General features: G+C 65.6%; 14 protein-coding genes. 10 read left to right on the top strand and 4 right to left on the bottom strand.

What is annotated here, in order from left to right; translation table 11 throughout:
• On the bottom strand, positions 1 to 1,322 hold a 1,322-nt coding region (locus KYG_RS06195), incomplete at its 3' end, for a DEAD/DEAH box helicase (protein WP_008903991.1).
• Between the two features lie 296 nt (positions 1,323 to 1,618).
• Between KYG_RS06195 and ettA the strand changes: the two genes are divergently transcribed.
• Complete coding sequence (ettA, locus tag KYG_RS06200; RefSeq protein WP_008903992.1) at positions 1,619 to 3,280, top strand: energy-dependent translational throttle protein EttA; 1,662 nt, start codon at positions 1,619 to 1,621, stop codon at positions 3,278 to 3,280.
• A gap of 60 nt (positions 3,281 to 3,340) precedes the next feature.
• The gene (locus KYG_RS06205) at positions 3,341 to 5,782 is read left to right on the top strand and encodes a DUF1631 family protein (protein WP_034693413.1); all 2,442 of its coding nucleotides are present in this window, start codon (positions 3,341 to 3,343) and stop codon (positions 5,780 to 5,782) included.
• A 47-nt stretch (positions 5,783 to 5,829) separates the two neighbouring features.
• On the opposite strand, the gene KYG_RS06210 is transcribed toward KYG_RS06205, so the two are convergent.
• The 3 genes from KYG_RS06210 to KYG_RS06220 all read right to left on the bottom strand — a co-directional run bounded on the left by KYG_RS06210 (position 5,830) and on the right by KYG_RS06220 (position 9,348).
• Positions 5,830 to 7,152 carry a TAXI family TRAP transporter solute-binding subunit gene (locus tag KYG_RS06210; protein ID WP_008903994.1) on the bottom strand — a complete coding sequence of 441 codons (1,323 nt, stop codon included), beginning with the start codon at positions 7,150 to 7,152 and terminating at the stop codon, positions 5,830 to 5,832.
• Positions 7,153 to 7,301: 149 nt separating this feature from the next.
• On the bottom strand, positions 7,302 to 7,655 hold the full coding sequence (locus tag KYG_RS06215; protein WP_008903995.1) for a hypothetical protein: 354 nt from the start codon (positions 7,653 to 7,655) through the stop codon (positions 7,302 to 7,304).
• A gap of 235 nt (positions 7,656 to 7,890) precedes the next feature.
• Complete coding sequence (locus KYG_RS06220) at positions 7,891 to 9,348, bottom strand: PLP-dependent aminotransferase family protein (RefSeq protein ID WP_034693416.1); 1,458 nt, start codon at positions 9,346 to 9,348, stop codon at positions 7,891 to 7,893.
• A 155-nt stretch (positions 9,349 to 9,503) separates the two neighbouring features.
• Here KYG_RS06220 and KYG_RS06225 point away from each other — a divergent pair, with 155 nt between their 5' ends.
• From KYG_RS06225 to rbfA, 8 genes are all read left to right on the top strand, one after another.
• Positions 9,504 to 10,298 (top strand): c-type cytochrome, encoded by a 795-nt coding sequence (locus KYG_RS06225; protein ID WP_008903997.1) that lies wholly within the window; start codon positions 9,504 to 9,506, stop codon positions 10,296 to 10,298.
• Between the two features lie 14 nt (positions 10,299 to 10,312).
• A complete protein-coding gene (locus KYG_RS06230) occupies positions 10,313 to 11,593 on the top strand; it encodes a cytochrome c (RefSeq protein WP_008903998.1) in 1,281 nt (426 codons plus the stop codon).
• A gap of 71 nt (positions 11,594 to 11,664) precedes the next feature.
• Positions 11,665 to 12,069, top strand: a complete 405-nt coding sequence (locus KYG_RS06235) for a thioredoxin family protein (protein WP_034693419.1) — start codon at positions 11,665 to 11,667, stop codon at positions 12,067 to 12,069.
• Between the two features lie 190 nt (positions 12,070 to 12,259).
• The gene (locus tag KYG_RS06240; RefSeq protein ID WP_008904000.1) at positions 12,260 to 15,610 is read left to right on the top strand and encodes a DEAD/DEAH box helicase; all 3,351 of its coding nucleotides are present in this window, start codon (positions 12,260 to 12,262) and stop codon (positions 15,608 to 15,610) included.
• Positions 15,611 to 15,994: 384 nt separating this feature from the next.
• Positions 15,995 to 16,591, top strand: a complete 597-nt coding sequence (rimP, locus tag KYG_RS06245; RefSeq protein ID WP_008904001.1) for a ribosome maturation factor RimP — start codon at positions 15,995 to 15,997, stop codon at positions 16,589 to 16,591.
• A gap of 79 nt (positions 16,592 to 16,670) precedes the next feature.
• Complete coding sequence (nusA, locus tag KYG_RS06250) at positions 16,671 to 18,155, top strand: transcription termination factor NusA (RefSeq protein ID WP_008904002.1); 1,485 nt, start codon at positions 16,671 to 16,673, stop codon at positions 18,153 to 18,155.
• A gap of 24 nt (positions 18,156 to 18,179) precedes the next feature.
• Positions 18,180 to 21,044, top strand: coding sequence for a translation initiation factor IF-2 (infB, locus tag KYG_RS06255; protein ID WP_008904003.1), 2,865 nt, complete (start codon positions 18,180 to 18,182; stop codon positions 21,042 to 21,044).
• A gap of 171 nt (positions 21,045 to 21,215) precedes the next feature.
• Entirely contained in the window at positions 21,216 to 21,587 is a 372-nt protein-coding gene (gene rbfA, locus KYG_RS06260; RefSeq protein ID WP_008904004.1) for a 30S ribosome-binding factor RbfA, read from the top strand.
• Positions 21,588 to 21,589 lie beyond the last annotated feature (2 nt).

A 21,589-nucleotide genomic window follows, 5' to 3' on the forward strand; every position in this document is an offset into this window, starting at 1 on the left:
GGGGCGCGATCACCACCCTGGCCGCCGCCCTGGCCTGCCTTGTTGGTGCGGATGCGGTCCATCATTTCGCTGCGCGCTGCCTTGGCGGCTGCCTGCATCACTTCACGGCTGGGCGGCTTGCCCGCGCCACCCCAGATCGTCTGGCGGCCCATGGCGATGGGCTCGGCCTTCTCGCCAGGTTCTGGGCCAAAACCTTCGATCACCTGGACAGGAATCTGCTGCTTGGTGAAGCGCTCGATGTCCATCATGAAGCCTTCTTCGTCCATGCAGACCAGGCTCACGGCTTCGCCCGTGGCGCCTGCGCGGCCGGTGCGCCCAATGCGGTGCACGTAGTCTTCGGAGACGTTGGGGATTTCGTAGTTGACGACGTGGGGCAGGTCATCGATGTCGATGCCGCGTGCGGCGATGTCGGTGGCCACCAGCGCGCGGATCTCGCCGCTCTTGAATCCAGCCAGTGCCTGCGTGCGGGCGCTCTGGCTCTTGTTGCCGTGCAAAGCCATGGCCTGCACGCCGTTCTTGGTCAGGAACTCGGCCACGTTGTTGGCGCCGAACTTGGTGCGCGTGAACACCAGCACCTGGCTCCAGTTGTGCTGCTGGATGATGTGCAGCAGCACCTGCTTTTTCTTGCCGCGGCCCACGGGGTGGATCACCTGCGAGATACGCTGCACGGTGGTGTTGCGCGGGGTGACCTGGATGCTCTGGGGGTTCTTGAGCAGGGTGTTGGCCAGGTCGCGGATTTCGTCGCTGAAAGTGGCCGAGAACAGCAGGCTTTGCTTGTCCTTGGGCACCAGGGCCAGCACCTTTTTCACGTCGTGGATGAAGCCCATGTCCAGCATGCGGTCGGCTTCATCCAGCACCAGCACCTGCACGGTGGACAGGTCCAGAAAGCCCTGTTGCTGCAGGTCGAGCAGGCGGCCGGGGGTGGCCACCAGGATGTCCACGCCGCGCTTGATACGGTCGATCTGCGGGTTCATGCCCACGCCGCCGAAAACGACGGTGGAGTTGATATCCAGGTATTTGCCGTATTCGCGGACCGACTCTTCCACCTGGGCGGCGAGTTCACGGGTGGGGGTGAGCACCAGGGCACGGATGCCCTTGCCACCAAACTTGTTCTTGGGCGCAGCGCTTTGCGAGAGGCGGTGCAGCATGGGCAGGGTGAACGCAGCGGTCTTGCCGGTCCCGGTCTGTGCGCCGGCCAGAAGGTCATGGCCTTCCATCACGGCGGGAATGGCCTGGGCCTGAATGGGCGTCGGGGTTTCGTAGCCCGTTTCGTGCACGGCCTTCAGGATGGCAGGAGCCAGGTTCAGTTCGTCAAATGTCATGTCGTAGGATGCGCCCGTCCGGGGCGCCGGGTATCTGCCTGTCGTGCAACCGGGCGGTTGCTGAGCCAGTCTCAGGCGGATGAGTTCAGGATTGGGAGCCCGGAAGCGTGGCTTCCTTCGTCCCCAGCAGTGTGCTGATGTGGCGGGCAACTGGAGCCCGCAACGAGGGGTATTGTCGCATGGACCGATAATCCAAGGTTTGAGAGCTTGTTCTGTCTTTTCCGGAGGCCCGGAAATGACCTCCTGGACAGGCTCGGATGCAGACATCCTGCCCACTTTCGCAAGTCAGAACCCCCATGGCCCAATACGTTTACTCGATGAATCGCGTCTCCAAGACCGTGCCACCCAAGCGGCAGATCTTGAAAGACATTTCCCTGAGCTTCTTCCCCGGCGCCAAGATCGGCGTGCTGGGTCTGAACGGTTCCGGCAAGTCCACACTGCTCAAGATCATGGCCGGCGTCGACAAGGAGATCGAAGGCGAAGCCATCCCCATGCCGGGAATCAAGATCGGCTATCTGCCCCAGGAACCCCAGCTCAACAACGAGCACACGGTGCGCGAAAGCGTAGAAGAGGCCATGGGCGAGGTGTTTGCCGCCAAGGCCAAGCTCGAAGAGGTGTATGCCGCTTATGCAGAGCCAGATGCGGATTTCGATGCCCTGGCGGCCGAGCAGGCGCGCCTTGAAGCCATCATCGCCACCGCGGGCACGGACTCCGAGCACCAGCTTGAAATCGCAGCCGATGCGCTGCGCCTGCCGCCCTGGGATGCCAAGATCGGCCTGCTGTCGGGTGGTGAAAAGCGCCGTGTGGCGCTGTGCCGCCTCCTGCTGTCCAAGCCCGACATGTTGCTGCTCGACGAGCCCACCAACCACCTGGACGCCGAATCGGTGGACTGGCTGGAGCAGTTCCTGCACCGCTTCCCTGGCACCGTGGTGGCCATCACCCACGATCGCTACTTCCTCGACAACGCGGCCGAGTGGATCCTGGAGCTGGACCGGGGCTATGGCCACCCCTACAAGGGCAACTACAGCACCTGGCTGGACCAGAAGCAGGCCCGCCTGGAATCCGAAAACAAGGGTGAGGAAGCCCGCGCCAAGGCCCTGAAGAAGGAACTGGAATGGGTGCGCCAGAACGCCAAGGGCCGCCAGGCCAAGAGCAAGGCGCGTATTGCCCGCTTCGAGGAACTGAGCGACTACGAATACCAAAAGCGCAACGAAACGCAGGAAATCTTCATTCCTGTGGCCGAGCGCCTGGGTACACAGGTGATCGAATTCCACAACGTCACCAAGTCGTTTGGCGACCGCGTGCTCATTGACAACCTGTCCATGACGATCCCGGCAGGCGCCATCGTCGGCATCATCGGCCCGAACGGTGCCGGTAAATCGACCCTGTTCAAGCTCATCGCTGGCCGCGAGAAGCCCGATAGCGGTGAGGTGGTGATCGGTGCCACGGTGAAGATGGCCTTTGTGGACCAGCACCGCGATGCCCTGTCGGACGACAAGACCGTGTGGGAAGACATCTCCGGTGGCCTGGACATGATCAACATCGGCAAGTTCACCATGGCCAGCCGTGCCTACGCCGGGCGCTTCAACTTCAACGGCGGCGACCAGCAAAAGAAGGTCGGCTTGCTTTCCGGTGGTGAACGCGGTCGCCTGCATCTGGCCAAGACACTGATCGCGGGCGGCAACGTGCTGCTGCTGGACGAACCCTCCAACGACCTGGACGTGGAAACCCTGCGTGCACTGGAAGACGCCCTGCTCGAATATGCGGGCACAGTGTTGGTAATCAGCCACGATCGCTGGTTCCTCGACCGGATTGCCACGCACATCCTGGCCGCTGAAGGCGACAGCCAGTGGACGTTCTTCGACGGCAACTACCAGGAGTACGAGGCCGACAAGAAGAAGCGTCTGGGCGAAGAAGGCGCAAAACCCAAGCGTATGCGGTTCAAGGCCCTCAAATAGGGCGTCTGGTCAAGTAGCATTGCACCCGGAGCCCCGTCGGGCAATTGATTCCTCCCCACCATGTCCCAGCCTGCTTCTCGTTCGAGAACCGTTTTTCGCGCTTGTGTCGTCAACGCCGTGCGCGGGGGCGAGGCCTTGATGCAGGAACTGGTCAAGGTCACGCAGGGGGCCCTGACGGCGGAAGAGTCTGTGGTGCGCAACATCCAGCAGCGCAATCTGGTCAGTGACAGCCTGCGCCTGCTGACCCAGCACGAAGCAGCGCTGGTCAAGGGCTATCCAATGGCGCTGCTGGAGATTTTTGCGGAGGGCCCTTCTGCCGCCAAAGGCCGCAGCTCCGCGGAAGACACCGGAATGGACTTTGGCGAGCTCTCGCTCATGGACGAGAGCGAAATGCAGGCGCAGGTCGAGCTCTCCAAGGCGCAGCAATCCGCGCTGCATGCCACCGATGCCGTGCTGGCAGAGCTCAACACGCTGGTCAGTTCTGCGCAGGGGCTTCGCAGCGTGCAGCCCGAGCGCAACCCGCTGCGGCCCGAGAGCTACATCCGTGCCCTTCAGCGGGTGGTGGGTGACACCGGTGTTTCTGCCGAGGTGCGCCAGCTGTGGATGCAGCACATGCGTGACCTGCTGGGCAAGCTGCTGGTGGAGGAATACAAGAAGACAGCCGCCAGCCTGCGCGAACACGGCGTGCAACCCGTGGGGTATGCCGTGGTGGGCACGCCGGGCGGGCAGGGCGGGCGCGGCGGCGGTTACGGTGGCCCCGGCATGAACACCGGGATGGGCACCGGATACGGCAGCGGATATTCCGGCTACGGTCATTCGACCAGCGCACCCATGAGCGAATACGGCACCACCGGGTACGGCCGTGGTGGCGGTCCGTCGACGGGCTGGAGCGGGGATTCCATGCAGTCCGCCATGGCGCCGGCTGCGGAAGAAGCGTTGCTCACCGTGGGCATCCTGCGCCAGATGCTGGCGGGTGGAGACCCGTTCAGCGTCCCCGCGCATGGCGTGATGCCATCTCAGCCGGTGGCGCTGCAGCCGGGCTGGGGTGGGCCTGTGGTGGGGATGCCGGTGGGGGGCGCGCAGGGCGCGCCCATGGCGCACGCAGGCGGGTACTTCCCAGCCGGTGCGGCGGCAGAGGCCATTGAAGACATGGCCCAGCTCGAGCGTCTGGTGGGCCGGCTTGCCAACGGCAGCCCGGCGGCTTCCCTGTCGGCGCCCTTGTCTGGATGGCGCGCCTCGGGTGTGGCGCCGGTGGTTTACGCCGCGATGCCCATGGAGGCCGCAGCACAGTCGCCTGCGGTGGCCATGGAGGTGGTAGGCCGCATGATGCAGAACATTGCCCAGGACACCCGGCTGCTGCCGCCCGTGCAACAGGCGGTGAAAAGCCTGGAGCCGGCCCTCAAGCAGCTGGTGACGCACGACACGCGGTTCTTTACCGATGCGACGCACCCTGCGCGCATCCTGCTGGACGAGCTGACGCAGCGCAGCCTTGCGTTTGCCGAGGAGTCCACGCCCGGGTTCAGCCGTTTCATGCGCCTGGTGCAGGGTGCCGTGGGGCACCTCACCGCCAACGACATCCGGGACGCCGGGCCGTTTGACTCGGTGCTCAAGGCGCTGCAGTCTGCCTGGGATACGCAAGAGAAAAAGATCAAGGCCCAGCAGGAGGAGCAGCAGAAAACCCTGTTGCAGGCCGAGCAGCGCGAGATGCTGGCAGAAAAAACGGCTGCCGACATCCGCAAGCTGCCTGGCCTGGGCAATGTGCCGGCCGACGTGCTGGACTTTGCGGCCGGCCCCTGGGCAGACGTGATTGCGCTGGCGCAGGTCCTCAAGGGCGGCGACGGCAAGGACGAAGACCCGGGCGGGTACCTGGCGCTGGTGCCGGTGCTGCTGTGGAGCGCGCAGCCCGACCTCACCCGCCTGGAGCCGGACCGTCTGAACGAGGCCATCCCCGGGCTGCTGGCCAAGCTGCGCAAGGGCCTCAAGACCATCAATTACCCCCCCACCCAGACCAGTGCGTTTTTGCAGCGGCTGGTGGGGTTGCACCAGTCAGCGTTTGAAAAACCGGCGCCCGCCGCGGCGTCATCGCCAGAACCCGAGCCAGCGCCCGAGTCCGCACCAGCCGCGGAACCTGCTTCGGCGGAGCCTTCTGCCCAAGCGCCTGTGGACACCGCCGAGGCGCCTGTTGCCGCGCCTGACCCCTATGCAGACTTTGTCATAGGCGCCTGGGTGGAGCTTGTCACCAACGGTCGGGTCGTGCGCACCCAGCTCACCTGGGCCAGCCCGCACGGCACGCTGTTCCTTTTCACGGCGCCGGATGCCAGCACGCAGTCGATGACCCGGCGCATGCGCGACAAGTTGTTCACGGATGGCTCCTTGCGCCTGCTGCCTCCCGTGACCACCACCCGCGCCCTGGACGCCGCGGCGTCAGGATCGCCCCGCAAACCGTCGGGCGTTGCATCCAGGGCGGCCCCCTTGGCGGGCAAGCCCCCCAAGACGCGCTGACGCAGGCCCCCGGTGGGCCGGGCGGATACGCGCCTCCGGTACTTACCTCAAGTGCGCAGCAGCTTCTTGCGCACCAGGTGGATGTGGTTGCGCAATGCGTACAACTCGTCGGCATACGACAGCGGCACGCTCACCTTTTCAGCCTGCGCCTCCAGCGCATCGAGCGCCTGCAGGAGTTCGGCTGGCGCTGCCTTGCCGGTCTCCATGTCGTTCTCGATTTCACGCAGCCGGCCATACCAGCGGAACACCCGTGAACGCACCCTGAACTGGTACAGCGGCGGCACGACGCGCGACAGCGGCAGCATGATGGCCAGCAGGATGCCCAGCACCAGCCACATGCGCTCGATCAGGTTCGCCAGCCAGAACGGCAGGTAGCGCTGCAGCATCGGTACCGGCTCGTTCATGGCGCGGTCGGCTTCCTTGGAAAGTGGCAGCTCGCTGTGGCGCGAGTTGGGGAACTCCCGGGCCCGGTTGAACCAGCCCGAGCCACCGTGCAGCTTCTGGGCGTTCTGGGCGAACAGCGTGAGCAGCGCAGGGTGCGTGGCTTCGCGCGCCAGCATCGAGGTGGTGGACGCCACCAGCCGCACATCCCCTGCCGGCACATTGGCCGCCAGGTCCACCACGCCGCGCGGCAGTGTCACCGGCGTGAGAAAGGGAAAGCGCCGTGCATAGGCTTCATGCTGCGGAAAGTCGAGCAGCTGCACCCCGGGTGTCTGCAACAGCATCTGCACCATGAGCGACTCGGGGGCCGAGGCAAACACCAGCGCGTCCAGCTCGCCTGCCAGAAACTTCACCGTGGCGGGCGTCTGGTCCAGCCGGGACATCTGCACGTCGCCGGGCGCCAGCTTGTTGGCCTCCAGCAGCCGCTCCATGAGCCGGGGCACTCCGCTGCCCTCCGAGCCCACATTCACCCGCCAGCCGCGCAGTTGCCGCAGGTTGTCAATGCGGGGGGACCTGGCCCTGCGCTCTGCGCTGTCCGATCGGTAGAACAGCCACACCGGCTCCACAAAGAGGCTGCCCAGTGACACCAGTTCGTCGGTGTCGTCGGGTTGCAGTTCGGCCGTGCCGCCCTGCACGAAGGCCACATCGGCCTTGCCCTCGCGCAGCAACTCCAGATTGTGCGAAGACCCGTCGCTGGCCAGGAGCAGAACGTTGATGCCTTCGGCTGCCAGTGCTTTCTGGTAGCGCTTGCCAAACTCTTCGTAGGCGCTTTGCGCCGGGCCGGTGGCCAGCGTGACGGTTTTGGGCGGATTGGGGTTGAGCCACCAGTACGCCAGCACCACCAGCGCCACGGCCAGGATGGCCAGCGGGCCGGCGGACACGATCAGATCGCGCAGTGAAAGCAGGGTGTTGCGAAAGGCCTGGGACATGGGATGGACGGTGCGTGCAGGGGGGCGCCAGCCGCTCCACCGCTGCCCAGGGGCTGCGATGCGCGCTCTGTGGAGGGCGCTGGCCGGGAGGGCGGGCCTGGGTGCGCGGCGTTGGCCGGACAGTGGCCGGGATTATCCCGCTGTTGCGGCTAAAGACTGGCGAGCTGGAACCGCTGGTCAAAATTCATCTTGCCCAGCACCCGCATCGCGGCGGCCAGTGTGCGGCCGTCGATCTTGCTGACGTCCAGGCGGTAGCGCCGCTCGGTAGACACCACATCCACGCTGGTGCTGCCCCACTGCACCGCCACCAGTTGCGCGCGGTGCGGGGGTGTTTCTGCTGCCACCGAGACGCCGCGCTGCTCGGGGTGCATCATGAATTCGAGCCGGGGCGCACGCATGAGCGTGAGGCGATTGCCGCCCTGCGGGCACAGCGCAAACGAGACGACCCAGTCGTCTTCGTCTTCCACGGTCAGAAACGGGACAGGCTGGGGCGTGGTGGCCATGGGTGGTGGGTAGGAAGGGGGCGAGCCCCCGGTGGCCGGGGCTCAGGCACGCGGGCTCAGCCGGGTGGGCGCCAGTATGCCCATGCAATCGTCGCGCCGATGTGGGGAGAACCCGAGGTTGGGTGCTTCCAACACACGGCTTGGCTGCCAGCATGTGCGGTGCCGGTATGCACAGCAAAAATATATGAAAAATATGACTCCAGCGCTTATCTGTAAAGCGCAAACAGCTATGAATTCAGGAGTAATTGAGGATGTTTGCAGGCGTTTTGTTCGCGGCCAGCGCCCCCACGGTCTGCAGTGCGGGCTCCAGGAGCCCCCGCGCCGGGTGCCCATAGTTGATGCGCACGCAGTTTGCAAAACGCTGGTCTGCCGAAAAGATCTGCCCCGGGGCCAGGCTGATGCCGTGCTGCAGTGCCCGGCAGTGCAGATCCAGGGCGTTGACCTGTGGCGGAAGCTCCACCCACAGAAAGTAGCCTCCCTCGGGCTGCGATACGCGCGTGCCGGGCGGAAAGTGCCGGGCCACCGCCGCCAGCGCGATGGCCTGCTGTTGTTCCAGGCTGCGGCGCAGTGCGCGCAAGTGGCGGTCGTAGCCGCCTTGGGCCAGGTATTCGGACAGCGCCTGCTGCGACGGCGTGGCGGCCGAAAGCGTGGTCATGAGCTTGAGCCGTTGCACCGCCGTGGCGAAGCGGCCCGCCGCCACCCAGCCCACGCGGTAGCCGGGCGCCAGGCTTTTGCTGAACGAGCTGCAGTGCATCACCAGCCCCGCACCGTCAAACGCCTTGGTCGGTGGCGGGCGCTGGGGGCCGAAGTGCAGTTCGCCATACACGTCGTCTTCGATCAGCGGTACGCCGTGGTGCGCCAGCAGGGCCACCAGCTCGCGTTTTTTGTCCGCGGGCATCAGGCTGCCCAGCGGGTTCTGAAAACTGGGCATGAGCCAGCAGGCCTTGACAGGCTGGTGGGGTGGCTGGCGTTCCAGCGCCTCGGCAAGCGCGGCCAGGTCGATGCCGTCGCGCGGGTGGGTGGCGATTTCCAGCGCCTGCAGGTTCAGCCGTTCCAGCGCCTGCAGCGCGGCGTAGAAGGTGGGCGATTCGACCACCACCACATCGCCGGGCTGGGTGACGGCCTCCAGGCACAGGTTGAGCGCCTCCATCGCACCGTTGGTGATGATGATTTCTTCCACATCCACCGCCATGCCGTGCAGCCCGTAGCGCAGCGCAATCTGCTGGCGCAGGCGTTCGTCGCCGGGCGGCAGGCTTTGCACGATGGTCCACGGGTCGAGCTTGCGCATGCCGCTGGCCAGGCACCGCGCCAGGCGGTCCAGCGGAAACAGCTCCAGCCCTGGAAAGGCCGAGCCCAGCGGCACCAGGTTGCGGTCGCGCGCCAGGCCCAGTACCTCGAACACCAGATCGCTGATGGCCACGCCGGTGGAAGTGGCGGCCGTGCGCGAGGGCAGGGGCTCGGCTGACCGGGCCTCGGCGGCGGGCACCCGGGCGCTCACGTAATAGCCCGAGCGCGGGCGCGCGTGGATCAGGCCCTGGGCCTCCAGCAGGTAATACGCCTCGAACACGGTGGACGGGCTGATGCCCTGCGTGCGGCTGGCTTCGCGCACCGAGGGTACGCGGTCGCCGGGGCGCAGCGCGCCACTGTGGATGAGCTGCGCGATGGTGTCAGCGTGGCGTTCGTAGCGTTTCATGGGCAGGGCGGGGGGCAAACTGATCTGTATTTTTAACTTGAAACTGAATCTGTACTGTTTTTCAGCCAGCGCGTAAAGTGCCGTGGCGTGTCGGTGCAAGCCTTGGCGCATGCCCCTTGTGCGCCCACCGACAGGTTTCCCACGGACAATTCCCCATGATCGATTGCCTGCGCAGCCTGCTGCGCCCTGTTTCTTTCCTGTCTGCTGCCGCTGCGGTGGCCGCGATGGCCTTGAGCGCTGGCGCCCAGGCCCAGACCGCGCCGGCCAGCGCGGCGCCAGCAACCCCGGCGGCCACGGTGCCCGCGTCATCCATGGCCTCGCGCGTGCTGGCCTGCACCGCCTGCCACGGCAAGGAGGGGCGGGCTACGCCCGACGGCTACTTTCCGCGCATTGCGGGCAAGCCTGCGGGCTACCTGGCCAACCAGCTCATCAACTTTCGCGACGGGCGGCGCAGCTACCCGCAGATGACTTACCTGATAGAGCACCTGACGGACGACTACCTGCGCGAGATGGCCGACCACTTCGCCGCGCTGGATGTGCCCTATCCGCCACCGCCCGCGCCCCAGGCACCCCCCGCTGCGCTGGAGCAAGGCCGCAAGCTGGTGCAAGTGGGCGACGTGGCCCGCAACATCCCCGCCTGCGTGGCCTGCCATGGCGCAGCCATGACGGGGGTGGAGCCGTCCATACCCGGCCTGCTGGGCCTGCCGCGCGACTACCTCAACAGCCAGCTCGGCGCCTGGAAGACCGGCCAGCGCCGCGCACATGCGCCCGACTGCATGGCCGATATTGCCCGCCAGCTCACGCCCGACGATGTGAGCGCGGTCTCTGCCTGGCTGGCCGCCCAGCCCGTGGCAGCAGGCGGCAAGCCTGCCCGTACCTTGCCTGCCGCCATGCCCGCACGCTGCGGTGGCGTGGCCGAAGTGCCTGTAGTCGCCGCTGCGGCACGCTGAGAAAGGATGCCCCGATGAAACGCATCCTCTGGTCCCTCTCTTGCGTGCTGGCGGCCCTTGGCATTGCCGCAGCCGTGCTGATCACCCTGAACCTGCGTGGTGAAGAACCGCTGCCCCCCAACGAGACGCTGCAGAGCACGCCCGCGCTGGTGCAGCGCGGCGAATACCTGGCCCGCGTCGGCAACTGCATGGCCTGCCACACCACGCAGGGCGGCGCGCCGTTTGCGGGTGGGCGCGGCATCGAGACGCCGTTTGGCGTGATGCACAGCTCCAACCTCACGCCCGACAAGGCCCATGGGATCGGCGCGTGGACCTCTGCCGAGTTCTGGCGCGCCATGCACCACGGCCGCAGCAAGGACGGGCGCCTGCTCTACCCGGCCTTCCCGTACCCCAACTACACGCAGGTGACGCGCGAGGATTCGGACGCCATCTTTGCCTACCTGCAAAGCCTGCCCGCCGTCGCGGAGGCCAACCGCGACCACGCCCTGCGCTTTCCGTACAACACGCAGGCGGCGCTGGCCGTGTGGCGTGCGCTGTTCTTCACGCCCGGCGCGCCCCAGCACGAGCCTTTGCAAACGGCCGAGTACAACCGGGGCGCGTACCTGGTCAACGGCCTGGGTCACTGCACCGCCTGCCACACGCCGCGCAATGCACTGGGCGCCACCACCGATGCCAAGGCCTTCACCGGCGGGCTGATCCCGGTGCAGAACTGGTATGCCCCTGCGCTCAATGCTGCGCAGGAAGCGGGCGTCAAAGAGTGGAAGACGGACGACGTGGTCGCACTGCTCAAAACCGGCGTGGCCCCCCAGGGCTCGGTGCTGGGCCCCATGGCCGAGGTGGTGTTCCGCAGCACGCAGTACCTCACCGACGTCGATGCCCGCGCCATGGGCGTGTACCTGCAGGCCCTGCCGCAGCAGGGCAGCACACCGCCCGCCACCGTGGCCGCGCCCCCGGCCAGCGCCATGGCGCGTGGCGGCAAGGTGTACGAGCAGCAATGCGCCCAGTGCCACGGCGACCGGGGCCAGGGCGAGCCCGGTGCCTTCCCCGCGCTGGCGGGCAACCGCGCAGTGATGCTGGCCGACCCGACCAACCTGGTGCGCGTGGTGCTGCAGGGCGGCTACCTACCCGCCACCGCAGGCAACCCGCGCCCGCACGGCATGCCACCGTTCCAGCAGTTGTTGTCCGACGAAGACATCGCGGCCGTGACCACCTTTGTGCGCAACAGCTGGGGCAACCAGGCCCCCGGTGTGGGTACCATCGAGGTTTATCGCGCCCGCGAACGGCGCGGCATGTAGCAGTTGCTGGGGCGGCGGTTCGCCTGCTCGCAGCCCGGCCGCGTGCTGACCGACCCCCAGGAGCCCCTTAGATGCAAAGCCCGGCCGCATTGCCAGAATCCCCACCGCCATCAAGTCCTGAACTCCCCGCGCGCGGCGGCTGGTGGGCGGTGTGCCTGTGCGCAGCATGGTGCGGCACCTGCGGTGTGTACCGCCCCCTGTTTGACGAACTGGCCCGGGCGCATCCGGAGGTGCGGTTCGAATGGGTGGACATCGAGGACGACTCGGACATCGCCGGTGATCTGGATGTGGAGACCTTCCCCACCCTGCTAATCGCCGATGGCGAGCGCGCGCTGTTTCTGGGGCCCTTGCTGCCCCAGGCGCCCGTGCTGGCGCGGTTGTTGACCAGCTTGCAGGCCGCAGCACCGGGCAGTGCCGGCGCAGGCGGAGAGGCGCAGCAAGTGTTCGAGCGCGTGCGTACCGCCCGCGGCGCGTAGCGGCCCACCGCGCCTGCCGCGCAGCATGCGACTCCGCTCCGTGTACTCCTGTTTTTATAGCTGCTAGCGCTTGATGGTAAAGCGCTAGAGGCACTTTTTATTTGATTTTTTTGTGGCTACACAACGATCCCCGTGGTTTCAGACCAGTTCGCTGCAGGCCCAGTGCGACAGGGGCGCATGGTCGCGCGGCATGGATCTGTACCGGCGCGCCGACGTGGTTCGCATGGACGTCACCCCCCAGGCCGAAGGCAGCTGGACCATCGAGGGCGAGGTGCAGGGCAGCCTGCCCGCGCCGTACCAGGTGCTGGTGCACCTCATTCTTGCGCCCAACGGGCAGGTCAAGCACTGGTCCGGGGATTGCACTTGCCCTGTGGGTGGGGACTGCAAGCACGCCGTGGCCCTGACGCTTGCGGCCGCGCAACTGAACCCTGCGGACGGAACGAACTCATCACATGCGGCAGATGCTTTGGCGGCAATGCGGGAGCGCAAAGAGGCTTTGGCCCGCGCCGAGGCCGAGGCACGGCTGGTGCACTGGCTGCAGGACTGGGACCGCGCTGTGGGCGCCGCCACCTCGCAGGCGCCAAGTGCGCATCCAGGGCGGCCCGAGTGCTATCTGTACCTCGTCTCCACCGCGGGGCGGTCGCGCACCACGGTGCCGCAGATGCAGCTGGAAGCCGTGGTCTCGTACCCCAAGGTCACGGGCGGCTGGGCCAAGCCCAAGCAGATCCGCACCCAGCCCGGGCCTGGCCAGGCGGTGTACGACCGCGCCAGCGATGCAGACCGCCAGGTGCTGCAGCTGCTGCGCGCCATGCCGCGCAGCGTGGGCTACTACTCGGCGTACAGCGTAGCGCCCATCGGGGTGCTGGAAGGGGCTGTGGGCTTGCTGGCGCTGGAGCAGGCGGCCGCCACGGGCCGGCTGTTTGTGGACGCGGGCGGGTCCACCGTGGGCGCACCCTTGCGCTGGGGCGATGCGCTGCCCATCACGTGGGGCTGGAAGGAGTCGGTGCCCGCCCAGGGGGGCGAGGGTGTCTGGGCACTGCAGGCCACGCTGCCCAGCGCGTCAGCGACGCTGTGCGACAACCACCCGCCTTTGTATCTGGACGCAAGCGAGGGCGTTTGCGGCCCGGTGCAGGCCGAGGGCCTGAGCCCGGCGCAGGTCGCCATGCTGCTCAAGGCGCCCGCCCTCAGCGCCACGGCGCTGCAAAAACACCATGCCGACATGGCACGCCGCATCGGTGGGCTGTTGCCGCTGCCGCCGGTGCTCGGGCCACTCGCGCGGGTGCACGGGGTGAACCCGGTGGCCCGTCTGCATCTTGCGCCGTCGCCGCCGCACGAAGTGGCAGACATGGGCCTCATCACCGCGCAACTGCAGTTCGATTACGCAGGCCATGTTGGTTGGTGGGCCGGGCAGGAGCTCGCCGTGCTGGTGCAAGGCGCTGACGGCGGCCAGGTGCTGCTGCAGCGCGACGCGGGGGCCGAACTCAACGCCATCCAAAGCCTGATGGACCTCGGCCTGCTGGCCACCGACGAAGGCCTGTTTGGCATTCCGGGTGAACACTCGCAGAACGACTGGATGCACTGGGCGGACAACGGCTTTGAGGTGCTGCGAAACGCCGGTTTTGACATCACGCTGGATGCGGCGCTGGACGGCTGGATCCAGCATGCCGACGCGCTCGATGTAGCGCTGCAGCCCGAAGGCGGCGACGAGGCCACATCGCCGTGGTTTGCGCTGTCGCTGGGCATGGACATCGACGGCGTGCGGCACAACATCCTGCCCTGGCTGCCCCATCTGATTGCTGCTGCAGCCACCCAGCCGCTGGACCCTGCCACGGGCCTGCCCCAGCTGCCCTCGCATGTCTACCTGCCGTCGCTGAGCGGCCCTGGCTTTGTGCGCCTGCCCACCGACACCCTGCGGCCCTGGATGGCGGCGCTGATGGATCTGGTGGGCGACCGGGCGCGGGACTTCCAGGCCGGCAGCCTGAAGCTATCGCGCCTGGACGCGCTGCGCACCGGCGCCGCGCTGGGCGAAGGCGCGGTGTGGCAGGGCGCCGATGCCTTGCGTGCCATGGTGGCCCAGTTGCGGGGCGCCAGTGCCTTGCCCGATGTGCCGCTGCCCGCCAGCGTGTTGGCCACGCTGCGCCCCTACCAGCAGCAGGGCCTGAACTGGCTGCAGTTCTTGAGCGCCAATGGCCTGGCCGGGGTGCTGGCCGACGACATGGGCCTGGGCAAAACGCTGCAGACGCTGGCCCACATCCAGGTCGAAAAAGACGCCGGGCGCCTGACCCACCCCGCGCTGGTCATCGCGCCCGTGAGCCTGATGGGCAACTGGCAGCGCGAAGCCGCGCGCTTTTGCCCCGGCCTGCGCTGCCTGGTGCTGCACGGCGCAGGCCGCCACCAGGTGGCTGACGAAGTCACCGAGCACGACCTCGTCATCGCCCCGTATTCGCTGCTGCAGCGCGACCGCGAACGCTGGCTGGCGCACCAGTGGCACCTGGTGGTGCTCGACGAAGCCCAGAATGTCAAGAACGCCAGCACCCACGCCGCGCAGGTGGTGAGCCAGCTGCAGGCGCGCCACCGCCTGTGCCTGTCGGGCACGCCCATGGAAAACCACTTGGGTGAGATCTGGAGCCTGTTCCACTTCCTGATGCCGGGCTTTCTGGGAAGCCAGCAGCGCTTCAAGGAAGTGTTTCGCACGCCCATCGAAAAGCAGGGCGACGGCGCGCGCATGGCGCAGCTGCGTGCGCGCATCACGCCCTTCATGCTGCGGCGAACCAAGGCGCTGGTGGCGGGCGAGCTGCCGCCCAAGGTCGAATCGGTGATGCCCGTGGAACTGACCGGCGCGCAGGCCGACGTGTACGAAACCATCCGCTTGGGGATGGAAAAAACCGTGCGCGAGGCTTTGCAGTCCAAGGGGCTGGCCAAATCGCAAATCACCATCCTCGATGCGCTGCTCAAGTTGCGCCAGGTCTGCTGCCATCCACAACTGGTGCCACTGGATGCGGCCAAAAAGGTCAAGACATCGGCCAAACTGGACCAGTTGATGGCGCTGCTGCCCGAGATGCTCGCCGAAGGGCGGCGCATTTTGCTGTTCTCGCAGTTCACCAGCATGCTCACGCTGATCGAGGCCGAGTTGAAAAAGCGCGGCCTGCCCTGGGTCAAGCTCACGGGCCAGAGCCAAAAGCGCGACGCGATCATTGAACAGTTCACCAGCGGGCAGGTGCCGCTGTTCCTCATCAGCCTCAAGGCGGGCGGGGTGGGGCTGAACCTGCCACAGGCCGACACGGTGATCCACTACGACCCCTGGTGGAACCCGGCGGTGGAAAACCAGGCCACCGATCGCGCCCACCGCATTGGCCAGGTGCAGAGCGTCTGGGTGATCAAGCTGGTGGCGCAGGGCACGATCGAAGAACGCATCCTGGCGCTGCAGGAGCGCAAGGCCCAGTTGGCGGGCAGTCTGTACAGTGGCGCTGCGGCCCGCAAGGAGCCGATGTTCACCGAGGGCGATCTGGCCGAGCTGTTGCAACCGCTATCACTGTCATAGCTGCCCGCGCTGGTGGGGTGCGCGTAAGGGGCTGTTTTTGTGCCTTGTCGGCCTGCAAGCCGCATGAGCGCTGGCATTGGTGAGGAATCAAGGGCGCGAAAGGGCGTGTTGACAACAGTTTTCCCCTTGCGTGTCTTTGCAAAACACCCCTTTGCGCGCTACAATACAACTCTCACGACCAAGCGGGCGGGTACCAACCGCCCGTTTTTTTGGTCGAACGCTTTTGGAGCTCGAAGCTGTCGGAGAGGGTCTCCGGGGGTTATCGGGTTTTTTGTTTTGGACACACGCAAACAGGTGCACAAAAAAGTGCTTCCTTGGAGAGGGCGATTGGCCTGATTCTTATTTGCGTATGTCGGATTGTTTTTCCGGGATTGAACTGAGCACGTGGCATTGCAGCAAGTCGTTGAAGAAATCGTGACGGGTCTGGGCTATGACCTGGTGGAGATCGAACGCTCCGCCGGCGGCCTTCTGCGCGTCACCATCGATTTGCCCTGGGTGCAGCCGGCTGCCGACGCGCCGACACCCCCAGTGGAGCAGTTTGTCACTGTCGAGGATTGCGAGAAGGTTACCCGCCAGCTGCAGTTTGCGCTGGAGGTGGATGGCGCCGAATACAAGCGCCTGGAAGTCTCGTCGCCCGGTATCGACCGCCCCTTGCGTCACGAGCAGGATTTCGTGCGCTTCGAGGGCTCGGTCATTGACATCACCCTGAAGGCGCCCATCGGCGCCGCAGCAGCGGGAGGGCAGGTCAACGCCACCCGCAAGAAATTTCGCGGCACGCTGGAGCGGGCCGAGACCGGGGGCTGGCAGATCGTCTGGAGCGACGAGCCGCCGGTCAAGCCAGGTCAGAGAGTCAGCAAGAAACGCGTGCCCGCCCCGTTGCAGGCGATGGGCTTCACCCTGGACGAGTGCCGGGATGTACGCCTGGCGCCCATCGTGGACTTCAAGGGGCGCGCGGGCAAAGCCGGGGCTGCCCCTGGCTGATTTGCTGCTGAACAATGTGGGGTGGGTGGTTGCAGCGCGCAGCCCCGCCCTCGGGTGATTGAAACAGGAGAGTCGTCGCATGAATCGCGAATTGTTGATGTTGGTTGAGGCCATTTCGCGCGAAAAGAACGTGGAGCGTGATGTGGTCTTGGGCGCCGTGGAATCGGCCTTGGCCCAGGCTACCAAGAAGCTGTACCAGGGCGAGGTGGACATTCGCGTGTCCGTCGATCGCGACAGCGGCAACTACGAGACTTTCCGCCGGTGGCTGGTGGTGCCCGATGATGCCGGCCTGCAAAACCCCGAGGCCGAAGAGCTGCTGATGGATGCGAAGGACCGCATTCCGGACATCGAAGTGGGCGAGTACATCGAAGAAGGTGTCGAGTCCGTGCCGATTGGCCGTATTGGCGCCATGGCTGCCAAGCAGGTCATCTTGCAGAAGATCCGCGACGCCGAGCGCGAAATGTTGCTCAACGACTTCATGTCGCGTGGCGAGAAGATTTTCACCGGCACCGTCAAGCGCATGGACAAGGGCGACATCATTGTCGAGTCTGGCCGCGTGGAAGGCCGTCTGCGTCGCGGCGAGATGATCCCCAAGGAAAACCTGCGCAGCGGCGACCGCGTGCGGGCCATGATCATGGAAGTGGACCTGACGCTGCGCGGCGCGCCCATCATCCTGTCGCGCTCGGCCCCCGAGTTCATGATCGAGCTCTTCCGCAACGAAGTGCCCGAGATCGAGCAGGGCCTGCTGGAGATCAAGTCCTGCGCACGTGACCCCGGCTCGCGCGCCAAGATCGCCGTGCTCTCGCACGACAAGCGCGTGGACCCCATCGGCACCTGCGTAGGTGTGCGCGGCACCCGCGTGAATGCGGTGACCAACGAACTCGCTGGCGAACGCGTGGACATCGTCCTGTGGTCTGAAGACCCGGCCCAGTTTGTGATTGGCGCCCTGGCACCGGCCAACGTGTCCTCCATCGTGGTCGATGAAGAAAAACACGCCATGGACGTGGTGGTAGACGAGGAAAACCTCGCCATCGCCATCGGCCGTGGTGGTCAGAACGTGCGCCTGGCGTCCGATCTGACCGGCTGGAAAATCAACATCATGGACGCCGCCGAAAGCGCGCAGAAGCAGGCCAACGAGACCGACACGGCCCGCAAGCTGTTCATGGAAAAGCTCGATGTGGACGAGGAAATCGCTGACATCCTGATCGCTGAAGGTTTCAACAGCCTGGAAGAAGTGGCCTACGTGCCGCTGCAGGAAATGCTGGAGATCGAAAGCTTCGACGAAGATACCGTGAACGAGCTGCGCGCCCGTGCCAAGGATGCCCTCCTGACCATGGAAATCGCCCGTGAGGAAAGCGTGGAAGAGGTCTCCCAGGACCTGCGCGACCTCGAAGGCCTCACCCCCGAGCTGATTGCAAAGTTGGCCGAAGGCGGTGTGCACACACGTGACGACCTGGCCGATCTGGCCATTGATGAACTGACCGACCTGACCGGACAGTCTGATGAAGATGCCAAAGCCTTGATCATGAAGGCGCGCGAACACTGGTTCGCAGGGCAAGAGTAAAGGTCAGGGAGGCACGAACCACATATGTCCAGTAATACTGTCGCCGAGTTTGCAACCGAACTCAAAAAATCGCCCGAAATCCTGCTCGATCAGCTCAAGGCTGCCGGTGTGGGCAAGGCTGCCCTGTCTGATCCGTTGACCGAGTCTGACAAGCAAAAACTGCTGGCTTACCTGCAGGCCAGCCACGGTACGGCCTCGGCCGACCGCAAGAAAATCACGCTCGTGAAGAAGTCCACCAGCGAGATCAAGCAGGCGGATGCCACGGGCAAGGCCCGCACGATCCAGGTAGAGGTGCGCAAGAAGCGCACTTTCATCCAGCGTGACGAAGGCGCAGAAGCCGTGGCTGAAGCGCGCGAGCCCATGGTCGAGCAGGTTGCCGTCTCGAGTGAGGATCAGGAACTGGCCCGCCGCGAGGAAGAAGCCCGTCGTCAGGCCGAACTGATCCGTCGACAGGAAGCTGAACTCGCCGAAAAGCGCGCAGAGCGCGAAGCCCGCGAGAAGCGCGAACGCGAAGCCGAAGAGCGCGCTGCCGCCTACGCCGCCCAGGAAGCCGAAAAGAAGGCGCAGGCCTCTGCCGTCAAGCAGGAAGCCACCCGTGAGCAGGCCGCCGAAGCCGCCGCGCGCACTGCTGCGCAGAACGAGGCGCGCGAAAAGGCTGCTGCCGAATCGAAGGCACGCTCGGACGAGGAGTCCGCCCGTGCTGCTGATCTGGATGCACGCCGCCGCAAGGCCGAGGCCGAAGCTGCCGCCATCCGTTCGATGATGGCCACACCCAAGAAGGCTGTCATGGTGGCCAAGAAGCCCGAGGAAGCCAAGCCTGTTGCCAAGCCCGCTGCCGTGGGCGATGCCAAAAAGGGCACCCTGCACAAGCCTGCCGTCGGCACGGGCGTGCCGCGTGCGGGCGCTCCTGCAGCGGCTGGTGCCGCGGCGCCGGGCGCTGGCAAGGAAGTGAAGTCGGCCAAGCTGTCCTCCAGCTGGGCCAATGACACCGCCAAGAAGAAAGAAATCAAGACCCGCGGCGACAGCAGTGGCGGCGTCGGTCGCAACAACTGGCGTGGTGGCCCCCGTGGCCGCCGTGGTGACAACCGCGACCACCGCGATGACCACCAGCAATCCGCGCCGGTCGAAGCGCGCACGATTGAAGTGCACGTGCCCGAGACCATCACGGTCGCCGAGCTGGCACACAAGATGTCCATCAAGGCCAACGAGGTCATCAAGGCGCTGATGAAGATGGGCCAGATGGTCACCATCAACCAGCCGCTGGACCAGGACACCGCCATGATCGTGGTGGAAGAACTGGGCCACAAGGCCGTGGTGGCGGCGTTGGACGATCCGGAAGCCTTTACCGATGAGGATTCGGGCCAGCAAAACGTCGAACTCCTGCCGCGCGCTCCCGTCGTGACCGTCATGGGCCACGTGGACCACGGCAAGACCTCGCTGCTGGACTACATCCGCCGCGCCAAGGTGGCTGCGGGCGAAGCCGGTGGCATTACCCAGCACATTGGTGCCTACCACGTGGAAACGCCACGCGGCATGGTGTCGTTCCTCGACACCCCGGGTCACGAGGCCTTCACGGCCATGCGTGCCCGTGGTGCGCAGGCCACCGACATCGTGATTCTGGTGGTGGCTGCCGATGACGGTGTGATGCCACAGACCAAGGAAGCCATCAAGCACGCCAAGGCGGCGGGTGTTCCTATCGTGGTCGCCATCACCAAGTCGGACAAGCCCGATGCCAACCCCGACCGCGTCAAGCAGGAGCTGGTGGTCGAAGAAGTGGTGCCTGAAGAATACGGCGGTGATTCGCCCTTTGTGCCCGTGTCCTCCAAGACCGGTATGGGTATCGACACCCTGCTGGAGCAGGTGCTGCTGCAGGCCGAAGTGCTGGAGCTCAAGGCGCCCGTCGATTCCCTGGCCAAGGGCCTCGTGATCGAAGCGCAGCTCGACAAGGGCCGCGGCCCGGTGGCCACGGTGTTGGTGCAGGCCGGTACGCTCAAGGTCGGCGATGTGGTGCTGGCGGGCCAGACCTATGGCCGCGTGCGCGCCATGCTGGACGAGAACGGCAAGGTCGCCAAGACGGCCGGTCCGTCGATCCCCGTGGAAATCCAGGGCCTGACCGAAGTTCCGCAGGCTGGTGACGAGTTCATGGTGCTCACGGACGAACGCCGTGCCCGTGAGATCGCCACCTACCGTGCAGGCAAGTTCCGCAACACCAAGCTGGCCAAGCAGCAGGCTGCCAAGCTGGAAAACATGTTCGCCGACATGACGGCGGGCGAGGTCAAGACCCTGCCCATCATCGTCAAGGCCGACGTGCAAGGCTCGCAGGAAGCGCTGGCCCAGTCGCTGCTCAAGCTCTCGACCGACGAGGTCAAGGTGCAACTGGTGTACGCCGCCGTGGGTGCGATCAGCGAGTCCGACATCAACCTGGCGATTGCATCCAAGGCCATCGTGATCGGCTTCAACGTGCGTGCCGATGCCGGTGCGCGCAAGCTGGCCGAAGGCAATGGTGTTGATCTGCACTACTACAGCATCATCTATGACGCTGTGGACGAGCTGCGTGTGGCAATGTCCGGCATGCTGGCACCTGAGCAGCGCGAAGAAGTCATTGGCACGGCCGAAATCCGCACCGTGTTCGTGGCCTCCAAGATCGGTACTGTGGCCGGTTCGTACATCACGTCCGGCATGGTCCATCGCAACGCCAAATTCCGTCTGCTGCGCGACAACGTGGTGGTCTACACGGGCGAAGTCGATTCGATCAAGCGCCTCAAGGACGATGTCAAGGATGTCAAGGAAGGCTTTGAGTGCGGTATCAAGCTCAAGAATTACAACGACATCAAGGAAGGCGATCAACTCGAGTTCTTTGACATCAAGGAAATCGCAAGAACTCTATGAGTCACCCCCTGAGTCGCTTTACGCCTTCCCCCTCTCTCGACTCGCTGTGCGAGTCGGGAGGGGGACGCCCCCAGCGCGGCGGGGCGGCCCTTGCGCGGGGGCACTCGCATGAACCCCGCCAAGTGCATGGGTCACAGGTGAATGAATCCGTGCTGGAAAGCTGCTGACAACATGGCTGCGAAGAAATCTTCTACACCGAACCGCGCCTTCAAGGTGGCCGATCAGATCCAGCGCGATCTGACGGAGCTGATCGCGCGCGAGTTGAAAGACCCGCGCGTGGGCATGGTCACGCTGCAGGGTGTGGAGGTGACTCCCGACTACGCCCACGCCAAGGTGTTCTTCAGCCTGCTCACAGGCGACCCTGTGGAAACCCAGGCAGCGCTCAACCAGGCAGCCGGGTTCCTGCGCAACGGTCTGTTCAAGCGTCTGCACATCCACACCGTGCCTACGCTGCACTTCGTGTTCGACCGCACCTCCGAGCGTGCGGCTGACATGAACGCCTTGATCGCCAAGGCCGTTTCTTCGCGCGCGAAAGAGGACTAGCC

It is taken from the genome of Acidovorax sp. NO-1, assembly GCF_000238595.1.
Taxonomy (GTDB): domain Bacteria; phylum Pseudomonadota; class Gammaproteobacteria; order Burkholderiales; family Burkholderiaceae_C; genus Acidovorax.